An 18,049-nucleotide genomic window follows, 5' to 3' on the forward strand; every position below is an offset into this window, starting at 1 on the left:
TGTAGCATCTGTCGCCTCATCCCGGTAAACGGCTTTTCGGTCGGCCTGGCCCCAGTAAGATTGCCAGTTTGCTGCCGCCTTTAGTGGTTTCCATCCAGATTTTGCAAACGCTGGTCAAGGGAACGGACAATAGCATCCCTACCGGGCCTAATAGCCATCCCCAGACCAGTAACGAGAGAAATACCACCAGCGTGGACATTCCCAGACGATGACCCATCATGCGTGGCTCCATAATGTTGCCAATCACCATATGGACCACCAAAAAGAGCGCGCCGACCAGTACGCATTCGTAAAAACCGTTAAATAACAGCGCCTGAATCATGGGCGGAACGGCGGAAATCACCGAGCCGATATTAGGAACGTAATTGAGCAAAAAGGCCAGTACGCCCCACATTAGCGCAAACTGAATATCCATTAACGCCAGCCCCAGCCAGATAATCGCGCCCGTCCACAGACTGAGCAGCGTTTTCAGCGCCAGATAATGCGAGACGCCTTTCAGGGCGCGATGCAGGCCGGCAATATGGATTTGTGGATTGTTAAGCGCAAAACGTAATTTATAAGGCACATGGCGTACCTCAAACAGCATAAAAACCACGGTCATCACCAGCAGCACAATGCTTGCCATCGCGCCCGATACACCGGTCATTAATGTCGTGGTGAAGAGCATAATTTTATCGGAATCCATCCCGCGGAGCATACGTTCCGGCGACATATGTAAATTCAGAAAGGGCATTAACTCCTGAAGGTGTAAGACCTTACGCGTCAGTTCCTTACTGTATTTAGGCAGCATGGCGATAAATTCATTAAGCGATGCGGCAAGCACGCCCACCAGCGCGGTAAGCACAATCAGCATGACGACCACCACGATAGTAATCGCCAGCGGTCGCTTCACGCCCCGGCGAATAAACCAGGTCACTAAAGGATTAAGAACGATGGCGAAAAAGAGCGCCAGCAAGAGTTGTACAATAATATCCGCCGCGGCATGAATCCCGGCGAGAATGATGACCAGGGAGGCCAGTTTCAGCAGAATATGCATACCCGTTTTGTCGGGCTGAGCGGTTACCATGAAGTTTTCCTTGTTGTGTTTTTTCTAAGTGTAGCGGCTGACCTGATACCGATAATCTGAATCTCACTACTGATTTTCACCGCGCGCCATGATAGAAATGAAAACATGATGTAAAAATGCGGTGATACTCATGCCCGAACCCGTCGCTGAACCGGCGCTAAATGGATTGCGCCTCAATCTGCGTATCGTCTCCATTGTGATGTTTAACTTTGCCAGCTACCTGACTATCGGCCTGCCACTCGCCGTCTTGCCCGGCTATGTGCATGATGCGATGGGATTCAGCGCGTTCTGGGCGGGGCTTATTATCAGCCTGCAATACTTCGCCACTCTGTTAAGCCGTCCCCATGCCGGGCGGTATGCGGATGTATTAGGGCCGAAAAAAATCGTTGTCTTTGGCTTGTTCGGTTGTTTTTTAAGCGGACTCGGCTACCTGCTGGCGGATATCGCCGACAACTGGCCCATGATCAGTTTGTTGCTACTGGGGCTTGGTCGCGTGATTTTGGGGATTGGACAAAGTTTTGCCGGCACCGGTTCGACACTGTGGGGCGTCGGCGTCGTTGGGTCGTTGCATATTGGTCGGGTCATCTCCTGGAACGGTATCGTCACCTACGGCGCAATGGCGATGGGCGCGCCGCTGGGCGTGCTGTGTTATGCCTGGGGCGGGTTACAGGGACTGGCGCTAACGGTGATGGGCGTAGCTCTGTTGGCGGTACTGTTAGCGCTTCCACGTCCGTCGGTGAAGGCGAACAAAGGCAAACCGCTGCCGTTTCGCGCGGTGCTGGGGCGTGTCTGGCTGTATGGTATGGCGTTGTCCCTGGCATCGGCAGGGTTTGGCGTTATCGCGACGTTTATTACCTTATTTTATGATGCTAAAGACTGGGATGGCGCCGCCTTTGCGCTCACGTTATTTAGCATCGCGTTTGTCGGTACGCGTTTGCTGTTCCCTAACGGCATCAATCGCTTGGGCGGGTTGAATGTTGCGATGATCTGCTTTGGCGTGGAGATTATTGGTCTGTTACTGGTTGGGACGGCAGCCATGCCGTGGATGGCGAAAATCGGCGTTTTGCTCACCGGTATGGGGTTTTCTCTGGTCTTTCCGGCGCTGGGCGTGGTGGCCGTCAAAGCGGTGCCGCCGCAGAACCAGGGCGCGGCGCTGGCGACTTACACCGTATTTATGGATCTATCTTTGGGGATTACCGGGCCGCTGGCGGGGCTGGTGATGGCCTGGGCGGGCGTGCCGGTGATCTATCTGGTGGCGGCCGGGCTGGTAGCGATGGCGCTATTGCTTACCTGGCGCTTAAAAAAACGGCCTCCGTCTGCACTGCCGGAGGCCGCATCATCGTCGTAAAGGTTACTGAATAACCAACGTATTGATGATGTTTTCAGCCGTGGTTTGCGCTTTTTGCTGATTGTCCGCAGGCAGTGTGACCTGAATCGTCAGCAATTGGTTATCCACTTTGCCCAGCACGATGGAAGAATACGCCGTCTGTCCCTTCGCGGAGATAATACTGTCCAGTTGTTGCAACGTATGGCCTTTGAGCTCAATAGACTTATTGGTGACTACCTGAAGCTGAGGGTCGCGGCTACGCTGTTGCTCGAGCAGGCGGTTCGCCAGCACCGACAGCGGTTCATCGGTATTATCGCCGACGATGACAATCACCGCTTTCTGGCCCGTTGGGTCAGAATAAACGTGCATATTATTGGCCTGGGTGCCCAGCTTACCGCTCTGATCGGTCATATCCGCCGGCAGTGAGAAACTGAGTTTGCCATCCATCAGGCTGACGGGCTGCCCGGAGGCCTGACTTTCTGCGGCGGCACCTTCTGCCGGTGCTTTTGTATCGTTGTTATCACAGGCCGCAAGCCCCATAACCAGCAGGCCAATACCGGCATATTTAACCAAATTGCGCATTGACTTCTTCCTTTCGATAAACAGCCATAACGGCTCATTCGCTCATCTTATCACAACTCAGAAAACGAACCTTTAACTTGCCAGTAATGGGGAAATTTCAGATTTATCTGCCAGCCTTTTCAGCAACATATTCAGTAAAACGCCGTACATCGGCAGGAAGAAAATAATGCTGATGAGCACCTTGAAGCAATAGTCCACCAGCGCAATTTCCATCCAGTGCTCGGCCATAAAGGCATCGGGGCTTCGCCAGAACGCAATAAAGAAAAAGGCAAGAGTATCGCTGATATTGCCAAACAGCGTTGAGGCGGTCGGCGCCAGCCACCAGCGGCGATTTTGGCGCAGACGGTTAAACACATGGACATCAAGGATCTGTCCCAGCGCGTAGGCCATAAAGCTGGCGGCGGCGATACGGGCGACAAACAGATTAAAGTTCGCCAACGCAGCGAAACCTTGCCAGACGCCCATATAGAACAGCGATGACACCACATACGACACCAGCAGCGCGGGGAGCATGACGGCGAAGATAATGCGGCGCGCCAGCGGTGCGCCAAAAATACGCACGGTAAGATCGGTGGCGAGAAAAATAAAAGGAAAACTAAACGCGCCCCAGGTGGTGTGGAAACCAAAAATAGTGATGGGGAGCTGCACCAGATAGTTACTGGAAATGATTACCAGTAAATGGAATAGCGATAGCCAGAACAACGCTTTTATGCGCTGTGATTGTGTAAACGGAGTCATATTGTGACCTTTTTGTTGGATGGGGTGAGGGAACCCAATAAAGAACCGCCGCATAATACTGTTTTGCGCTGGCATTGCAATGGCTAATTTTCACGCAATCGTTAACCTGCCTGGCTTACTGACGAAGATGGGCGTAAAATATCGCCGTTTTTTTACGATTGAGACAAAGATGAGCGATCTGTTTTCCTCCCCTGACCATACGCTTGACGCCCTGGGGCTGCGTTGTCCTGAACCGGTAATGATGGTGCGCAAAACGGTGCGCAACATGCAAACTGGCGAAACATTGCTGATTATCGCCGACGATCCGGCGACGACGCGTGATATTCCTGGGTTCTGTACCTTTATGGAACACGATCTGCTGGCGCAAGAGACGGAGGGTTTGCCGTACCGCTATTTACTGCGTAAAGCGCATTAACCGTACGGCAGATAGCATGCTGATTAGAAGCTTTCCCAGCTCGCCTGTTCTGCGGCGGGTTGTGGCGTTAAGCCTTTGCTTAACGGCGTCGGCGGCGCCTCCCGACGAGGCTGTTTCTGGATGCGGAACACGGCGACCGCCTGACGAAGTTCGTTAGCCTGATCTTCCAGCGCCGCCGCCGCCGCTGCGGACTCCTCTACCAGTGAGGCGTTTTGCTGCGTCACGCTGTCCATTTCCGATACCGCCTGCGCCACCTGCTCAATGCCTTTGCTTTGCTCATCGGAGGCAGAGGCGATTTCGCCCATAATATCGGTCACGCGGGTCACGGCGGTGACGATCTCTTTCATGGTTTCTCCAGCTTCGCGTACCTGCGTAGAGCCGGTATCAATGCGCGACACGGAGTTTTCAATCAACACTTTGATCTCTTTGGCGGCCTGCGCGCTACGGCTGGCCAGCGTGCGTACCTCTCCGGCCACGACCGCGAATCCTCGCCCCTGTTCGCCGGCGCGGGCTGCTTCTACCGCGGCGTTTAACGCCAGGATATTGGTCTGGAAGGCGATACCGTCAATCACGCTGGTGATGTCCACGATTTTTTCCGAACTTTCGGCGATATCATTCATGGTGTGCACTACGTTATCCACCACGCGTCCTCCTTTACGCGCGGTTTCTGATGCTGTTTTCGCCAGACCGGTCGCCTGTCGTGCGTTATCGGAGTTTTGTCGTACCGTGGCGGTTAACTGTTCCATGCTGGCGGCGGTCTCCTCCAGCGCCGAGGCCTGCTGTTCGGTTCGGGAAGAGAGGTCGCTGCTGCCTGCGGAAATTTCGCCTGCGCCAGTATAGATAGAGTCCGCGTTATCGCGCACCGCGCTGACGGTACGGATTAACGACTGCTGCATCGTTTTGAGACCGGCGGCCAGTTGGCCCATTTCACTGCGTCCTTCGGCCTCTATCTCATGGGTGAGATCGCCGTCGGCGATAGTTTGAATGTGCGCCATAATCCGTTGCAGCGGGCGTAGTAGAACGCGTTGAAGCCCCTGCCAGATAAACGCCAGCACGACGAGCACGATAAGTAGAATTATCCCCAGCGTCCATTGCATCTGGGTAAAGCTGCTCTGATTCTGATCGCTGGCTAATTTTATTAATTGCGCATTTTGAGAGAGCCACTGGTTATATACCTGCTCCATGTCATCCTGCGCTTTTTGCGCGTCGAGGTTGCCATAGGCGGCGTAATTATCGGCTTTAAGATAGTGGATAGACTGCTGCAAAACGTCATACATCTGCTTGAAGCTGGCTTCGGCCTGGGCATCCAACGCCGGATCTTTTCCCGCGATCGCTTCGGAGTTCACGTAGTTGTTGAAATGCTTTTCCGCTTCGTTGAGCGACGCGCCAGCGTTGGTTAACAGCGTGTTCATGGCGTCCAGCGAGGCGGGATCGCGCTGATTTTTTAACATGCGTATCGCCACGCGGTTAATGGTAACGCGGGTTTCAATCAATGTCTGAAAACTGCCGCCCAGTTCCTGTTGTTGGTAACTCAGTGCGCTCGCATTCTGGAAATTCAGCCGATCGCTGCTGACGGCGGAATAAAACAGTATTCCTGTCACCAGCAATAAGGCGCTAAATATGCCCAGCGTCGCGATAACGCCGGTGATGACTTTGATATTTTTCATAGTGCCTAACATTCCTTATTTTGTAGACGGTATGATCAATATCGGTTGGATAAAAATTAACCTTACATCAACTCACGCTATTTCTGATTAATGGTTTGATAAGTAATAGAAAATAAATAATTTTCGCGTGAATAATATGTACAAAGAAAGGAATATCGCGGGATAACCCGGCGACACGACGCCGCCGGGCGGGAGAAGATTAGTTTTTACGCAGCAAACGTAGCGCGTTGGCGGTCACCAATACCGTGGCTCCCGTATCCGCCAGGATTGCCAGCCATAGCCCGGTAAAACCCAGTAGCGTCGTCACCAGAAAAATGGCTTTCAGCCCCAGCGCAATGGTGATGTTCTGCCGGATATTCGCGTGGGTAGCGCGCGCCAGCGTAATCATCTGCGCTAACCCGCGCAGACGGTTATGAGTAAGGGCAGCGTCAGCCGTTTCCAGCGCGACGTCAGTACCGCTGCCCATCGCAATTCCGATACTGGCGGCTTTCATCGCGGGCGCATCATTAATGCCGTCGCCCACCATGGCCAGCGGCGCTTGTTGGTTAAGGGCGGTGACTGCCCGCACCTTGTCTTCCGGCAGTAGCCCGGCTTTAAACGCCAGATCCAGCTCGCCGGCAATCGCTGCCGCCGCCCGTGGGTTATCGCCGGTCAGAATCACGCCGTTAACGCCTAACTGATGCAGATCGCGGATGGCGTCGCGCGCATCGTCACGCAACGTATCCTGGAGGGCGAGGACGCCAACAACGGTCTCGTTACGTAGCACCAGAACCACCGTCTGCCCGGCGTTTTCCAGTTCGCTAATTTGCCCGGCAAACGCTGCCGCAGGCTGTTTTCCCGCCGCGCAAATCAGAATACGTTCGCCGTTAACCTGCGCTTCAATTCCGGTGCCGGCCAGCGTTCGCTGCGATTCCGCCGTCGGGATCGCCAGATCGCGTGTCTGCGCTTCGCGGACAATAGCCTGCGCCAGCGGGTGCGTAGCGCCTTGTTCTACGGCTGCCGCCAGCGCCAACAGTTCAGCCTCGCTGATACCGCTTGCCGGATGAATCGCCGTCACCCGTGGTTTACCGATGGTCAACGTACCGGTTTTATCAAAGGCGACCTGCGTGATACGGCCCAGTTGCTCCAGCGCTGCGCCGCCTTTAATCAATGCGCCGCGCCGTGCCGCCGCCGCCAGCCCGGAGGTAATGGCCGCGGGCGTGGAGATCACCAGCGCGCACGGGCAACCGATTAATAGCAGCGTCAGCCCTTTATAAATCCACTCCTGCCAGCCGCCATCGAACATCAGCGGCGGAATAAGCGTCACCAGCAGCGCGATGACCATAATGACTGGCGTATAGATGCGGCTGAAACGGTCAATAAACCGCTCAATGGGCGCACGGCGCTCTTCCGCCTCTTCAATCAGCGTCAGGATACGGTCAATCGCGCTGGCGCCAGGTTCAGATAACACCTCCAGGGTGACGAGACGGTCAACGCTGGTCGCGCCTGCCGGGACTTTGTCGCCCGTTGCGCGCTCCACTGGGATAGACTCGCCGGTGAGCGCGCTTTCATCAAAGCTGGCGAAACCGGAAACCAGTTTACCGTCGGCGGGTAAACGCCCCCCGGCGGCGACTTCGATAATATCGCCCGGTCGCAGGGTATTAATAGCGACCTCTTCCCGTACGCCGTCGCGCAGACGGGTCGCCGTTTCCGGTTTAAGCGCCATTAACGCGCTGACGCCTTTACGGGCGCGGCTGGCGGCCCATCCTTCCAGGCGCTCGCCGATGAGGAACAGCAGCAATACCATTGCCGCCTCCGCCGTCGCGCCAATAAACAGCGCGCCAATGGCGGCGACGCTCATTAGCGTTTCAATAGCGAACCAACTGCCGCTTTTCATCAGCCGCAGTGCCTGACGGGCAATAGGATACAGACCGACCAGGGTGGTGACGATAAAGGCCAGTTGGCCGAACGGGTGGTTAAATTGCTCCAGCCCCCAGCTTATCGCCATCATAATGATCAGCGTAATAAGCGGCAGGTTCTCTTTAAGACGAGATTCAGGCGTGGCGTCGCGCGAATCTTCGCTACGCAAGGTATAACCCGCCTTCTGTACGGCGCGTTCAATTTGCGCGCGGAGGTCGGTGTCGGCATCGACCACTAACTTTTCGGTGGCGAACAGCACTTGCGCCTGGTTGACGCCGCGAATTTGGCGTACCGCATTCTCCACTTTTCGGGCACAGGCGGCGCAGTCCATGCCGGAGATTTTCCAGGTATAGCGCGTGCCTGCCACGGCAGTAGAAACAGGCGCGCTGGACGCGCAATGTTCTTCGCAGCAGCAGCTATCGGCCTTCTGTATTGCCGGGGCTAATCTGAAGGAGGTAAAGGGCGGGACTTTTTTGCCATCGGTATCAGGGGTCGACATAACGTCCTCCAGTTGATGATAATTTTCTCATTAACCGGAGGATACACTCTGGAGTCGACTCCAGAGTCAAGCGCTATTATTTACAGGTACAGCGAGCGAACAATCAGGAAGTGTCCGGCAAAGTAGCAGGCGGCGGCAATCGCGTTATCCGCCCGGAAACGGCGGCGGTAATGGCTACCCAGCCAGACGATATTGCCGATGAACAGCAGCGTCGCGCCGGTAAAGGCCGAAAGGGCTGGCGCCGTTGGACGGAAGAACCACAGTTCGCCCGCCAGCCAGACCATGACCAGCGTCATGGCGATAAAAGTACACACCGGCCAGCGTAGCTCCTCCAGTCGCGTCCAGATAACGGCGATAAGCAACGCGCCGACTATCAGTAACGCCAGCGGCAGCGGCCAGAAGAACGACAACGTCATTTGGCTGGCAAAGTAAATGGTGTAGAGCAGATGCGATAAGAAAAATGCCCCGACGGCGTACAGCAGGCGTTGACGCGGTAAGAGCGTTAACGCATCGCCGACCAGCGAGGCGCACAGCCCGGCCAACACAAGATAACTGATGGCGTCAAACATCGGCGCTTGCCAGGCCAGTAACAGCAACAGTAATAACGTGACGGGCTTAAAAACCCAGCGTTGCCAGGCTGGCCCGCGATAGGAGGCGTCCACATACAGCCATGCGGACAGGCAGACAGCGATAAACGACCAAAGCATCTTAATTCCTTGAATTCGTTATTTTTTCGCAAACGGTATGCTTGCGGCTCTATTATTCAGTGTAGAGGCCGTGACGGTCAGATGACAACACTATAACGGGCAGGGTATGCTTATTTCCGCATTTTCTGACAGGTTAACAGTATGAGTAAGCCACCGCTTTTCTTCATTATAATCATTGCATTAATCGTAGTTGCCGCGTCGTTCCGCTTCGTTCAGCAACGGCGGGAAAAAGCCGCTAATGAGGCGGCGCCGTTACAGCAAAAGCTGGTCGTGGTCAGCAATAAACGGGAGAAGCCGGTTAATGACCGACGCTCTCGCCAGCAGGAAGTGAGCCCGGCGGGAACCAGTATGCGCTATGAGGCAAGTTTTAAGCCGCTCAATGGCGGTCTGGAAAAAACGTTCCGTTTACAAGCGCAGCAGTACCACGCTTTGACGGTGGGCGATCAAGGTACGCTGAGCTATAAGGGAACGCGGTTCGTCGGGTTTGTTAGCCGTACCCCGGATAACGAATAAACCGTCATCCGGCAGCAAACGTTATTTTTTGTTCTTAAACTTCTTCTGCCAGACCAGCAGCTCAAACACGCCGAACAGGAAAATGCGGATTTTCTCTCCCGTCGTCATCTGCGGACCCTCTTTCGGTATCGTTGATTTCAGCAACGCCAACTGCATACCGTGCATCAGCGCCATGAACACCAACGCCACGTTGACGAAGATATTGAGCGGGCGCGGGAAGGGTTGCACCAGATTAAGAATCAAAAATGCCCACACGAAGAGCATTAATAAGCGGCCCAGATTAATCAACATCATTTTCTCCTTGCGCGTCGCGCTGATACAGACGATAAGCGACCTGTCCGGCCACCTTTTCTCGATACAATGCCCAGTTCGCCGGAACGGGCGGCAGACCGTTTTCCACCTCGCTTTCTACGTAGATTAGCGCGTCGTCGGCCAGCCATCCCTGGGTTTCCAGCAATTGTAACGTCTCTTCCAGCAGCCCTTTACGAAACGGCGGGTCGACAAAGACGACGTGATGCGGCGTTCCCGGCTGGCTGAGGAAGGCCAGAGTATTGGTATTGACGACGCGAGCATTGTTGGCTTTCAGCGTCGCCAGATTTTTTTGCAACTGCTGCGATACGGCGCGATCCATTTCCAGTAACGTTGCCTGGGCCGCATAACGCGATAGCGCCTCCAGGCCCAGAGCGCCGCTGCCGGCAAAGCAATCCAGACAATGGGCGTCTACCATTACCGGAGCCAGCCAGTTAAATAACGTTTCGCGCACGCGATCGGTGGTGGGACGCAGACCCGGGCTGTCCGGAACCGGTAATTTACGGCCACGCCATTGCCCGCCAATAATGCGGATTTGGCCGCTGCCAGAGTGAGTCGGTTTTTTCATTTCTCTTGCTCGAACCGCCTGTTGCAAGTTATTCCAGGCGGTGATGTGAATTAAGTTAAGTGATAGACTATTTCATCATTTTTTTAGCTTCCATGTATATAGCGCCGCGAGGGGTGTAGTCGCAGATGGCAAAACAGAAAAAACGTGGCTTCTTTTCCTGGTTGGGCTTCGGTGGTAAAGAGCAGAAGCAGGAACAGACCGAAGAACAGCAGATTGTTGAGGAACAACGACCGGTTGAGCCCCCTGTTGAAACGGCGGCAGACATAGACGCGCAAACGCCCGCGCACAGCAAAGCAGAAACCGAAGCCTTTGCGGAAGAGGTGGTGGACGTTACTGAGAAAGTTCAGGAGAGCGAAAAACCGCAGCCGGTAGAGCCGGAGCCCGCGACGGCTGTTGAGACGGCAGCGCCGCAGATCGCGGTGGAACGCGAAGAATTGCCGCTGCCGGAAGAGGTCAAAGACGAGGCTATCTCGCCGGAAGAGTGGCAGGCCGAAGCGGAAACCGTAGAGGTCATTGCCGCGGTAGAAGAAGAGGGCGAAAACGCGGCGAAATTCACCGACGAAGAGCTGGAAGCGCAGGCGCTGGCCGCTCAGGCGGCGGAAGAGGCGGTGATGGTTGTTCCGCCAGCGGAAGAAGACGCGCCGGTGGAAGCGATCGTTCAGGAGCAGGAAAAACCGACTAAAGAAGGTTTCTTTGCCCGCCTGAAACGCAGCCTGCTGAAAACCAAAGAAAATCTCGGTTCCGGATTTATCAGTCTGTTCCGCGGCAAGAAAATCGACGATGATTTGTTCGAGGAGCTGGAAGAGCAGTTGCTCATCGCTGATGTCGGGGTGGAAACCACGCGTAAGATTATCGCTAATCTGACGGAAGGCGCCAGCCGCAAACAGCTTAAAGATGCCGAGGCGCTGTATGGTCTGTTGAAAGACGAGATGGGCGAGATTCTGGCGAAGGTAGACGAACCGCTTAATATTGAAGGTAAAACGCCTTTTGTTATTCTGATGGTTGGCGTGAACGGCGTGGGTAAAACCACCACTATCGGTAAACTGGCGCGCCAGTTTGAGCAGCAGGGTAAATCAGTGATGCTGGCGGCGGGGGATACTTTCCGCGCGGCGGCGGTCGAACAGCTACAGGTCTGGGGACAGCGTAACAACATTCCGGTTATCGCCCAGCATACCGGCGCGGACTCCGCCTCGGTGATTTTTGACGCTATCCAGGCCGCGAAGGCGCGTAATGTGGATGTGTTAATTGCCGATACGGCAGGGCGTTTGCAGAACAAGTCGCACCTGATGGAAGAGCTGAAAAAAATCGTTCGCGTCATGAAAAAGCTGGACGAAGAAGCGCCACATGAAGTTATGCTGACCATTGACGCCAGCACCGGACAGAACGCGGTAAGCCAGGCCAAACTGTTCCATGAAGCGGTAGGCTTAACCGGTATTACCCTGACCAAGCTGGACGGTACGGCGAAAGGCGGGGTGATTTTCTCGGTAGCTGACCAGTTTGGCATTCCTATTCGTTACATTGGCGTGGGCGAACGTATCGAGGATTTGCGTCCGTTTAAGGCGGACGATTTTATTGAGGCACTTTTTGCCCGAGAGGATTAACAATGATTCGCTTTGAACATGTCAGCAAGGCCTATCTCGGCGGGAGACAAGCGCTGCAGGGAGTGACATTCCATATGCGGCCAGGCGAGATGGCGTTTCTGACCGGCCACTCCGGCGCGGGGAAAAGTACCCTGCTGAAGCTAATCTGTGGGATTGAGCGGCCCAGCGCCGGCAAAATCTTCTTCAGCGGGCATGATATTACGCGCCTGAAAAACCGCGAAGTGCCGTTTTTGCGCCGCCAGATTGGGATGATTTTCCAGGATCACCATCTGCTGATGGATCGCACGGTCTATGACAATGTGGCGATACCGTTAATCATTGCCGGTGCCAGCGGCGATGATATCCGTCGTCGTGTGTCGGCGGCGCTGGATAAGGTTGGACTACTGGACAAAGCGAGAAACTTCCCGATTCAACTCTCCGGAGGCGAACAACAGCGCGTGGGCATCGCCCGCGCGGTGGTCAATAAGCCAGCGGTATTGCTGGCGGATGAACCGACCGGGAACCTGGACGACGCGTTGTCGGAAGGGATTTTACGTCTGTTTGAAGAGTTTAACCGCGTAGGGGTGACGGTACTGATGGCGACGCACGATATTGGACTTATCTCCCGTCGTTCCTATAGGCAGCTCGTCCTGAGCGATGGACATCTGCATGGAGGCCTGGCCAATGAATAGGCGCGACGCGATTAACCAAATCAGGCAGTTCGGCGGACGGTTGGATCGACTGCGTAAGTCTCGCGGCGGAACAGGCGGCGGGCGCAACGCGCCAGGACGCCAGAAGCCGACGCCGAAACCGAACTCACGTAAAACGAACGTCTTTAATGAGCAGGTGCGCTATGCCTGGCACGGCGCGCTGCAGGATCTGAAAAGCAAACCGCTGGCGACGTTTCTGACGGTGATGGTGATCGCCATCTCCCTGACGCTGCCCAGCGTCTGTTACATGGTCTATAAGAACGTCAACCAGGCGGCGACTCAGTATTATCCGTCGCCGCAGATCACCGTTTATCTGCAAAAAACGCTGGATGATGATGCGGCGGCGCGGGTCGTTGGGCAGCTTCAGGCCGAGCAGGGCGTTGAGAAGGTCAACTACCTGTCCCGTGAGGACGCGCTGGGAGAATTCCGCAACTGGTCGGGTTTTGGCGGCGCGCTGGATATGCTGGAAGAGAACCCGCTACCGGCGGTGGCGGTGGTGATCCCCAAGCTGGACTTTCAAAGTACCGCCTCGCTTAATACGCTGCGCGACCGTATCTCGCAGATTAACGGCATTGACGAAGTCCGCATGGATGATAGCTGGTTTGCGCGCCTGGCGGCGCTCACCGGGCTGGTGGGCCGTGTGTCGGCGATGATCGGCGTGCTGATGGTCGCGGCGGTCTTCCTCGTTATCGGCAACAGCGTGCGTCTGAGCATTTTTGCCCGTCGCGACACCATTAACGTGCAAAAGCTGATTGGCGCGACCGATGGCTTTATCCTGCGTCCGTTCCTCTACGGCGGCGCGTTGCTCGGTTTTTCCGGCGCGTTTCTTTCACTGATATTGTCTGAAATTTTGGTGATGCGTTTATCATCGGCGGTGACTGAAGTGGCGCAGGTCTTCGGCACGAAGTTTGATCTCAATGGCTTATCGTTCGATGAGTGCCTGTTGCTGCTGCTGGTCTGTTCCATGATTGGCTGGATCGCCGCCTGGTTGGCCACGGTGCAACATTTACGTCACTTTACTCCCGATTGATAAAATCGTGGTATAATCTTTCCCTGCAATGGGCTTCCGTTCGCAGGGAAAGAGTCCCTGTTGTCTCTTCCCCGCGCGTCATCTTTATGTCACAAGATTTGTGCAAATTATGCACAGTGTTACATTGAACTTGTGGATAAAATCACTGTCTGATAAAAGAGTGGGTGATATTCTCGTTGCTCATCGGCTTTGGCACGGTTGTTGCTCGCTGACGGTGCCAGGCAATACTGATTGAGAGGATTTGAATGACCAAAGAAATGCAAAATTTAGCTTTAGCCCCTGTTGGCAACCTGGAATCTTATATCCGGGCGGCGAACGCGTGGCCGATGTTATCGGCTGACGAGGAGCGGGCATTGGCTGAAAGGCTGCATTACCAGGGCGATCTGGAAGCAGCTAAAACGCTGATCCTGTCTCACCTGCGCTTTGTTGTTCATATTGCTCGTAACTATGCGGGCTATGGTCTGCCGCAGGCGGATTTGATCCAGGAAGGCAACATCGGCCTGATGAAAGCCGTACGTCGTTTTAACCCGGAAGTAGGCGTGCGCCTGGTTTCCTTCGCCGTACACTGGATTAAAGCAGAAATTCACGAATACGTGCTGCGTAACTGGCGTATCGTTAAAGTCGCAACCACGAAAGCGCAGCGTAAGCTGTTCTTTAATCTGCGTAAAACCAAGCAGCGTCTGGGCTGGTTTAATCAGGATGAGGTTGAAATGGTGGCGCGCGAACTGGGTGTTTCCAGTAAAGACGTGCGTGAGATGGAGTCGCGTATGGCGGCGCAGGACATGACGTTTGACATGTCTTCGGACGATGAGTCCGACAGCCAGCCAATGGCGCCGGTGCTGTATCTGCAGGATAAATCGTCTAACTTTGCCGACGGCATTGAAGACGATAACTGGGAAGAGCAGGCCGCCAACCGACTGACCGATGCGATGCAGGGGCTCGACGAGCGTAGCCAGGATATTATCCGCGCTCGCTGGCTGGACGAAGACAATAAGTCTACGTTGCAGGAGCTGGCCGATCGTTACGGCGTCTCCGCTGAGCGTGTGCGCCAGCTTGAAAAGAACGCCATGAAAAAGCTTCGCGCCGCGATCGAAGCGTAACTTCCCCTTCACGACCCGTAAAACCCTGGATGTAAATCCGGGGTTTTTTTGTTTTTATCATTGAGTTCGCTCACCCTGTCATTAAATTGTTATTCAATTGTCAAATTAACTATTCAAAAACTATCAAAATCGGGTATGTTTTAGCAGAGTATGCTGCTAAAGCACGAGCGGTAGGCCAATAATCGAAATAAAGTGCTGAACAATAACATCACAACACACGTAACAACCAGAAGAATGGGGATTATCAGGATGAATATGAAGGGTAAAACGTTATTGGCAGGATGTATCGCCCTGTCGTTAAGCCATATGGCATTCGCAGACGACATTAAAGTCGCGGTTGTCGGCGCGATGTCCGGTCCGGTGGCGCAGTATGGCGACCAGGAATTTACCGGTGCGGAACAGGCGATTGCCGATATCAATGCGAAAGGCGGTATTAAAGGCGATAAGCTCGTCGCGGTGAAATATGACGACGCCTGTGACCCGAAGCAGGCAGTAGCTGTCGCTAACAAAGTGGTGAACGACGGCATCAGGTATGTTATCGGTCACTTATGCTCCTCTTCCACACAGCCAGCGTCTGATATCTACGAAGACGAAGGCATCCTGATGATAACCCCGGCAGCGACCGCGCCGGAGCTGACCGCGCGCGGCTATAACCTGATCCTGCGCACGACCGGTCTGGACTCTGACCAGGGACCAACGGCGGCAAAGTATATTCTGGAGAAGGTAAAACCGCAGCGTATCACGATTATCCACGATAAGCAGCAGTACGGCGAAGGGCTGGCGCGCGCGGTGCAGGACGGTCTGAAGAAAGGCGGCGCTAACGTCGTGTTCTTTGATGGTATTACCGCCGGTGAAAAAGATTTCTCCACTCTGGTAGCGCGTCTGAAAAAAGAAAATATCGACTTTGTCTACTACGGCGGTTATCACCCGGAAATGGGGCAGATTTTACGCCAGTCTCGCGCCGCAGGGCTGAAAACCCAGTTTATGGGGCCGGAGGGGGTGGCGAATGTCTCGCTGTCTAACATCGCCGGAGAGTCTGCCGAAGGGATGCTGGTCACCAAACCGAAGAACTACGATCAGGTCCCGGCGAACAAACCGATTGTGGACGCCATCAAAGCGAAGAAACAAGATCCTAGCGGCGCGTTTGTCTGGACAACCTATGCGGCGTTGCAATCATTGCAGGCGGGTTTGAATCAGTCTGACGATCCGGCGGAAATCGCCAAATACCTGAAAGGCGCCACGGTCGACACCGTAATGGGACCGCTGTCGTGGGATGAGAAAGGCGATCTGAAAGGCTTTGAGTTCGGCGTATTTACCTGGCATGCGAACGGGACGGCGACCGACGCCAAATAGTCGTTAGCCGGATGGCGCATTCAGTAGTCGCCATCCGGCTTTTTTAGCGCTTCTCCCAGCCGTCATGTTGGGCGGTAAAGCCTAACGCCTGCATAAACGCCGCCATAACGCCGCGGTCTTCAACACCGACATCCGCCATCCACCACGACGAGACATTGGGGTTATCGCGGATGACTTCTTCTACCAGGTATTGCCCGACGCCACGACGGCGCGTCACGTCACGCACGCGTAGCGAATCCAGTGCGCCCTGCGTCCCGCTCAGCGTTACTCTTACGGCGCCCAACAAACGCTCGTTAAACCGCGCGGCATAAATCCGGTGCGTTTCATCTACGCTTAATGAGGAGGCGGAATATTCCGGCCAGATTTTGCCCAGATCGATCTGATCCTGAGCGCTAAAGTGTTCTAAACGAAGAATGGTCAGCTTCATCGACGGCTTGTCCCGATTTCAAAAGATGCGATCAGTGTACCGAAATAGTCAGGCCAGATGCTTTCTCTTTTTTGTGTCATTTACCAGGTTATTAATTTTTTAACAACGATAACTACAGTTTGAAACATTAGAGAATGAAAAACAGGCAGCATAATCCCCTGAATGCTAGTGAATTATTCCGCTTAATATACCGTTATTTTATGCTGACAAGTGCAATTTTTTTTGTTTATCTATAGCTAAAAGCAGAATATTATCTTTCCTTAATAGACTGAAAAATAGAGATTTTAATCTCATTATGCTTTAAATGCTGCGCTAACCCATTAATGAGACAGGCAAAAAGCGCACCGTTTATAAAAAGCACAGTCTGCTTTTTAACCAGCAAAACACAAAATATATAACATCACGAATGGGGATACAGGCACATGAAACGGAAAGCGAAAACGATAATCGCAGGGATCGTTGCATTAGCAGCCTCGCAGGGGGCAATGGCAGACGATATTAAAGTCGCCGTAGTCGGGGCGATGTCCGGCCCGGTAGCGCAATGGGGCGATATGGAATTTAACGGCGCGCGCCAGGCCATTAAAGACATCAACGCTAAAGGCGGTATTAAAGGCGATAAGCTGGTCGGCGTGGAATACGATGATGCCTGCGATCCAAAACAGGCGGTGGCGGTGGCCAACAAAATCGTTAACGACGGCATTCAGTACGTTATTGGTCACTTATGTTCTTCTTCTACCCAGCCGGCTTCCGATATCTATGAAGATGAAGGTATTCTGATGATCTCCCCGGGGGCGACTAACCCGGAGCTGACCCAGCGCGGCTATCAGTACATTATGCGTACCGCCGGCCTGGACTCCTCCCAGGGGCCAACGGCCGCGAAATACATCCTGGAAACGGTGAAACCGCAACGTATCGCTATCATTCACGATAAACAGCAATACGGCGAAGGACTGGCACGCTCCGTGCAGGATGGCCTGAAGCAGGGCAGTGCCAATATTGTCTTTTTTGATGGTATTACCGCCGGCGAAAAAGATTTCTCCGCCCTGATTGCCCGCTTACAAAAAGAGAATATCGACTTTGTGTATTACGGCGGCTACTACCCGGAAATGGGGCAGATGCTGCGCCAGGCGCGGGCTAATGGCCTGAAAACGCAATTTATGGGGCCGGAAGGCGTGGGTAACGCGTCGCTGTCCAATATTGCGGGCGGTGCGGCGGAAGGCATGTTGGTGACGATGCCAAAACGTTATGACCAGGACCCGGCGAATAAGGCGATTGTCGAGGCGCTGAAAGCCGACAAGAAAGATCCCAGCGGCCCGTACGTCTGGATCACCTACGCCGCCGTCCAGTCACTGGCGACCGCAATGGCGCGTAGCGCCAGCCATGCTCCGCTGGATCTGGTGAAAGATCTTAAAGCGAACGGGGCTGATACCGTCATTGGGCCGCTGAAATGGGATGAAAAAGGCGATCTTAAGGGATTTGAATTTGGCGTCTTCCAGTGGCACGCCGACGGCTCGTCAACCGTCGCGAAGTAATGCCAGAAGATAAGTTATCCCACCGCC

General features: G+C 54.3%; 18 protein-coding genes. 9 read left to right on the top strand and 9 right to left on the bottom strand.

Annotated elements, in window-relative coordinates:
- Nucleotides 1-16 precede the first annotated feature (16 nt).
- Nucleotides 17-1,066, bottom strand: coding sequence for an AI-2E family transporter (locus ACE15A_RS01205; protein WP_053507993.1), 1,050 nt, complete (start codon nt 1,064-1,066; stop codon nt 17-19).
- Nucleotides 1,067-1,196: 130 nt separating this feature from the next.
- Between ACE15A_RS01205 and ACE15A_RS01210 the strand changes: the two genes are divergently transcribed.
- The gene (locus ACE15A_RS01210; RefSeq protein WP_064055964.1) at nt 1,197-2,414 is read left to right on the top strand and encodes an MFS transporter; all 1,218 of its coding nucleotides are present in this window, start codon (nt 1,197-1,199) and stop codon (nt 2,412-2,414) included.
- A gap of 3 nt (nt 2,415-2,417) precedes the next feature.
- On the opposite strand, the gene ACE15A_RS01215 is transcribed toward ACE15A_RS01210, so the two are convergent.
- Nucleotides 2,418-2,975, bottom strand: coding sequence for a DcrB family lipoprotein (locus ACE15A_RS01215; RefSeq protein WP_023247822.1), 558 nt, complete (start codon nt 2,973-2,975; stop codon nt 2,418-2,420).
- Nucleotides 2,976-3,047: 72 nt separating this feature from the next.
- The gene (locus ACE15A_RS01220) at nt 3,048-3,713 is read right to left on the bottom strand and encodes a 7-cyano-7-deazaguanine/7-aminomethyl-7-deazaguanine transporter (protein WP_053508032.1); all 666 of its coding nucleotides are present in this window, start codon (nt 3,711-3,713) and stop codon (nt 3,048-3,050) included.
- 169 nt (nt 3,714-3,882) lie between these two features.
- On the opposite strand from ACE15A_RS01220, the gene tusA reads away from it, so the two are divergent.
- Nucleotides 3,883-4,128, top strand: a complete 246-nt coding sequence (gene tusA / locus ACE15A_RS01225) for a sulfurtransferase TusA (protein ID WP_001541054.1) — start codon at nt 3,883-3,885, stop codon at nt 4,126-4,128.
- Nucleotides 4,129-4,151: 23 nt separating this feature from the next.
- On the opposite strand, the gene ACE15A_RS01230 is transcribed toward tusA, so the two are convergent.
- From ACE15A_RS01230 to ACE15A_RS01240, 3 genes are all read right to left on the bottom strand, one after another.
- Entirely contained in the window at nt 4,152-5,795 is a 1,644-nt protein-coding gene (locus ACE15A_RS01230) for a methyl-accepting chemotaxis citrate transducer (protein WP_053507991.1), read from the bottom strand.
- Between the two features lie 199 nt (nt 5,796-5,994).
- On the bottom strand, nt 5,995-8,193 hold the full coding sequence (zntA, locus tag ACE15A_RS01235) for a Zn(II)/Cd(II)/Pb(II) translocating P-type ATPase ZntA (RefSeq protein WP_053507990.1): 2,199 nt from the start codon (nt 8,191-8,193) through the stop codon (nt 5,995-5,997).
- Nucleotides 8,194-8,273: 80 nt separating this feature from the next.
- Complete coding sequence (locus ACE15A_RS01240) at nt 8,274-8,900, bottom strand: lysoplasmalogenase (protein WP_000964735.1); 627 nt, start codon at nt 8,898-8,900, stop codon at nt 8,274-8,276.
- Nucleotides 8,901-9,041: 141 nt separating this feature from the next.
- Between ACE15A_RS01240 and ACE15A_RS01245 the strand changes: the two genes are divergently transcribed.
- Nucleotides 9,042-9,413 (top strand): DUF2500 domain-containing protein, encoded by a 372-nt coding sequence (locus ACE15A_RS01245; protein ID WP_000042850.1) that lies wholly within the window; start codon nt 9,042-9,044, stop codon nt 9,411-9,413.
- Between the two features lie 21 nt (nt 9,414-9,434).
- On the opposite strand, the gene ACE15A_RS01250 is transcribed toward ACE15A_RS01245, so the two are convergent.
- Both ACE15A_RS01250 and rsmD read right to left on the bottom strand, forming a co-directional pair.
- Nucleotides 9,435-9,704: a DUF1145 family protein gene (locus ACE15A_RS01250; protein ID WP_000906762.1), complete on the bottom strand. Its 270-nt coding sequence runs from the start codon at nt 9,702-9,704 to the stop codon at nt 9,435-9,437.
- Nucleotides 9,694-10,290 (bottom strand): 16S rRNA (guanine(966)-N(2))-methyltransferase, encoded by a 597-nt coding sequence (gene rsmD / locus ACE15A_RS01255; RefSeq protein ID WP_000743275.1) that lies wholly within the window; start codon nt 10,288-10,290, stop codon nt 9,694-9,696. The genes ACE15A_RS01250 and rsmD overlap by 11 nt, the downstream gene beginning before the upstream one ends.
- 125 nt (nt 10,291-10,415) lie before the next feature.
- On the opposite strand from rsmD, the gene ftsY reads away from it, so the two are divergent.
- The 5 genes from ftsY to ACE15A_RS01280 all read left to right on the top strand — a co-directional run bounded on the left by ftsY (nt 10,416) and on the right by ACE15A_RS01280 (nt 16,063).
- Nucleotides 10,416-11,891 carry a signal recognition particle-docking protein FtsY gene (ftsY, locus tag ACE15A_RS01260; protein WP_053507989.1) on the top strand — a complete coding sequence of 492 codons (1,476 nt, stop codon included), beginning with the start codon at nt 10,416-10,418 and terminating at the stop codon, nt 11,889-11,891.
- A gap of 2 nt (nt 11,892-11,893) precedes the next feature.
- Nucleotides 11,894-12,562 (top strand): cell division ATP-binding protein FtsE, encoded by a 669-nt coding sequence (ftsE, locus tag ACE15A_RS01265; protein WP_000617729.1) that lies wholly within the window; start codon nt 11,894-11,896, stop codon nt 12,560-12,562.
- The gene (gene ftsX, locus ACE15A_RS01270; RefSeq protein WP_001081707.1) at nt 12,555-13,610 is read left to right on the top strand and encodes a permease-like cell division protein FtsX; all 1,056 of its coding nucleotides are present in this window, start codon (nt 12,555-12,557) and stop codon (nt 13,608-13,610) included. The genes ftsE and ftsX overlap by 8 nt, the downstream gene beginning before the upstream one ends.
- Before the next feature lie 245 nt (nt 13,611-13,855).
- Nucleotides 13,856-14,710 carry an RNA polymerase sigma factor RpoH gene (rpoH, locus tag ACE15A_RS01275; RefSeq protein WP_000159621.1) on the top strand — a complete coding sequence of 285 codons (855 nt, stop codon included), beginning with the start codon at nt 13,856-13,858 and terminating at the stop codon, nt 14,708-14,710.
- A gap of 249 nt (nt 14,711-14,959) precedes the next feature.
- A complete protein-coding gene (locus ACE15A_RS01280; RefSeq protein ID WP_072158646.1) occupies nt 14,960-16,063 on the top strand; it encodes a branched-chain amino acid ABC transporter substrate-binding protein in 1,104 nt (367 codons plus the stop codon).
- 43 nt (nt 16,064-16,106) lie between these two features.
- Here ACE15A_RS01280 and panM read toward each other — a convergent pair whose 3' ends face one another.
- Nucleotides 16,107-16,490 (bottom strand): aspartate 1-decarboxylase autocleavage activator PanM, encoded by a 384-nt coding sequence (gene panM / locus ACE15A_RS01285; protein ID WP_000778869.1) that lies wholly within the window; start codon nt 16,488-16,490, stop codon nt 16,107-16,109.
- Between the two features lie 422 nt (nt 16,491-16,912).
- Here panM and livK point away from each other — a divergent pair, with 422 nt between their 5' ends.
- Complete coding sequence (gene livK, locus ACE15A_RS01290) at nt 16,913-18,022, top strand: high-affinity branched-chain amino acid ABC transporter substrate-binding protein LivK (protein WP_053507987.1); 1,110 nt, start codon at nt 16,913-16,915, stop codon at nt 18,020-18,022.
- Nucleotides 18,023-18,049: the final 27 nt, after the last annotated feature.

Origin of the sequence: Salmonella sp. HY31, assembly GCF_042604575.1 — a bacterium.
Taxonomy (GTDB): domain Bacteria; phylum Pseudomonadota; class Gammaproteobacteria; order Enterobacterales; family Enterobacteriaceae; genus Salmonella; species Salmonella diarizonae.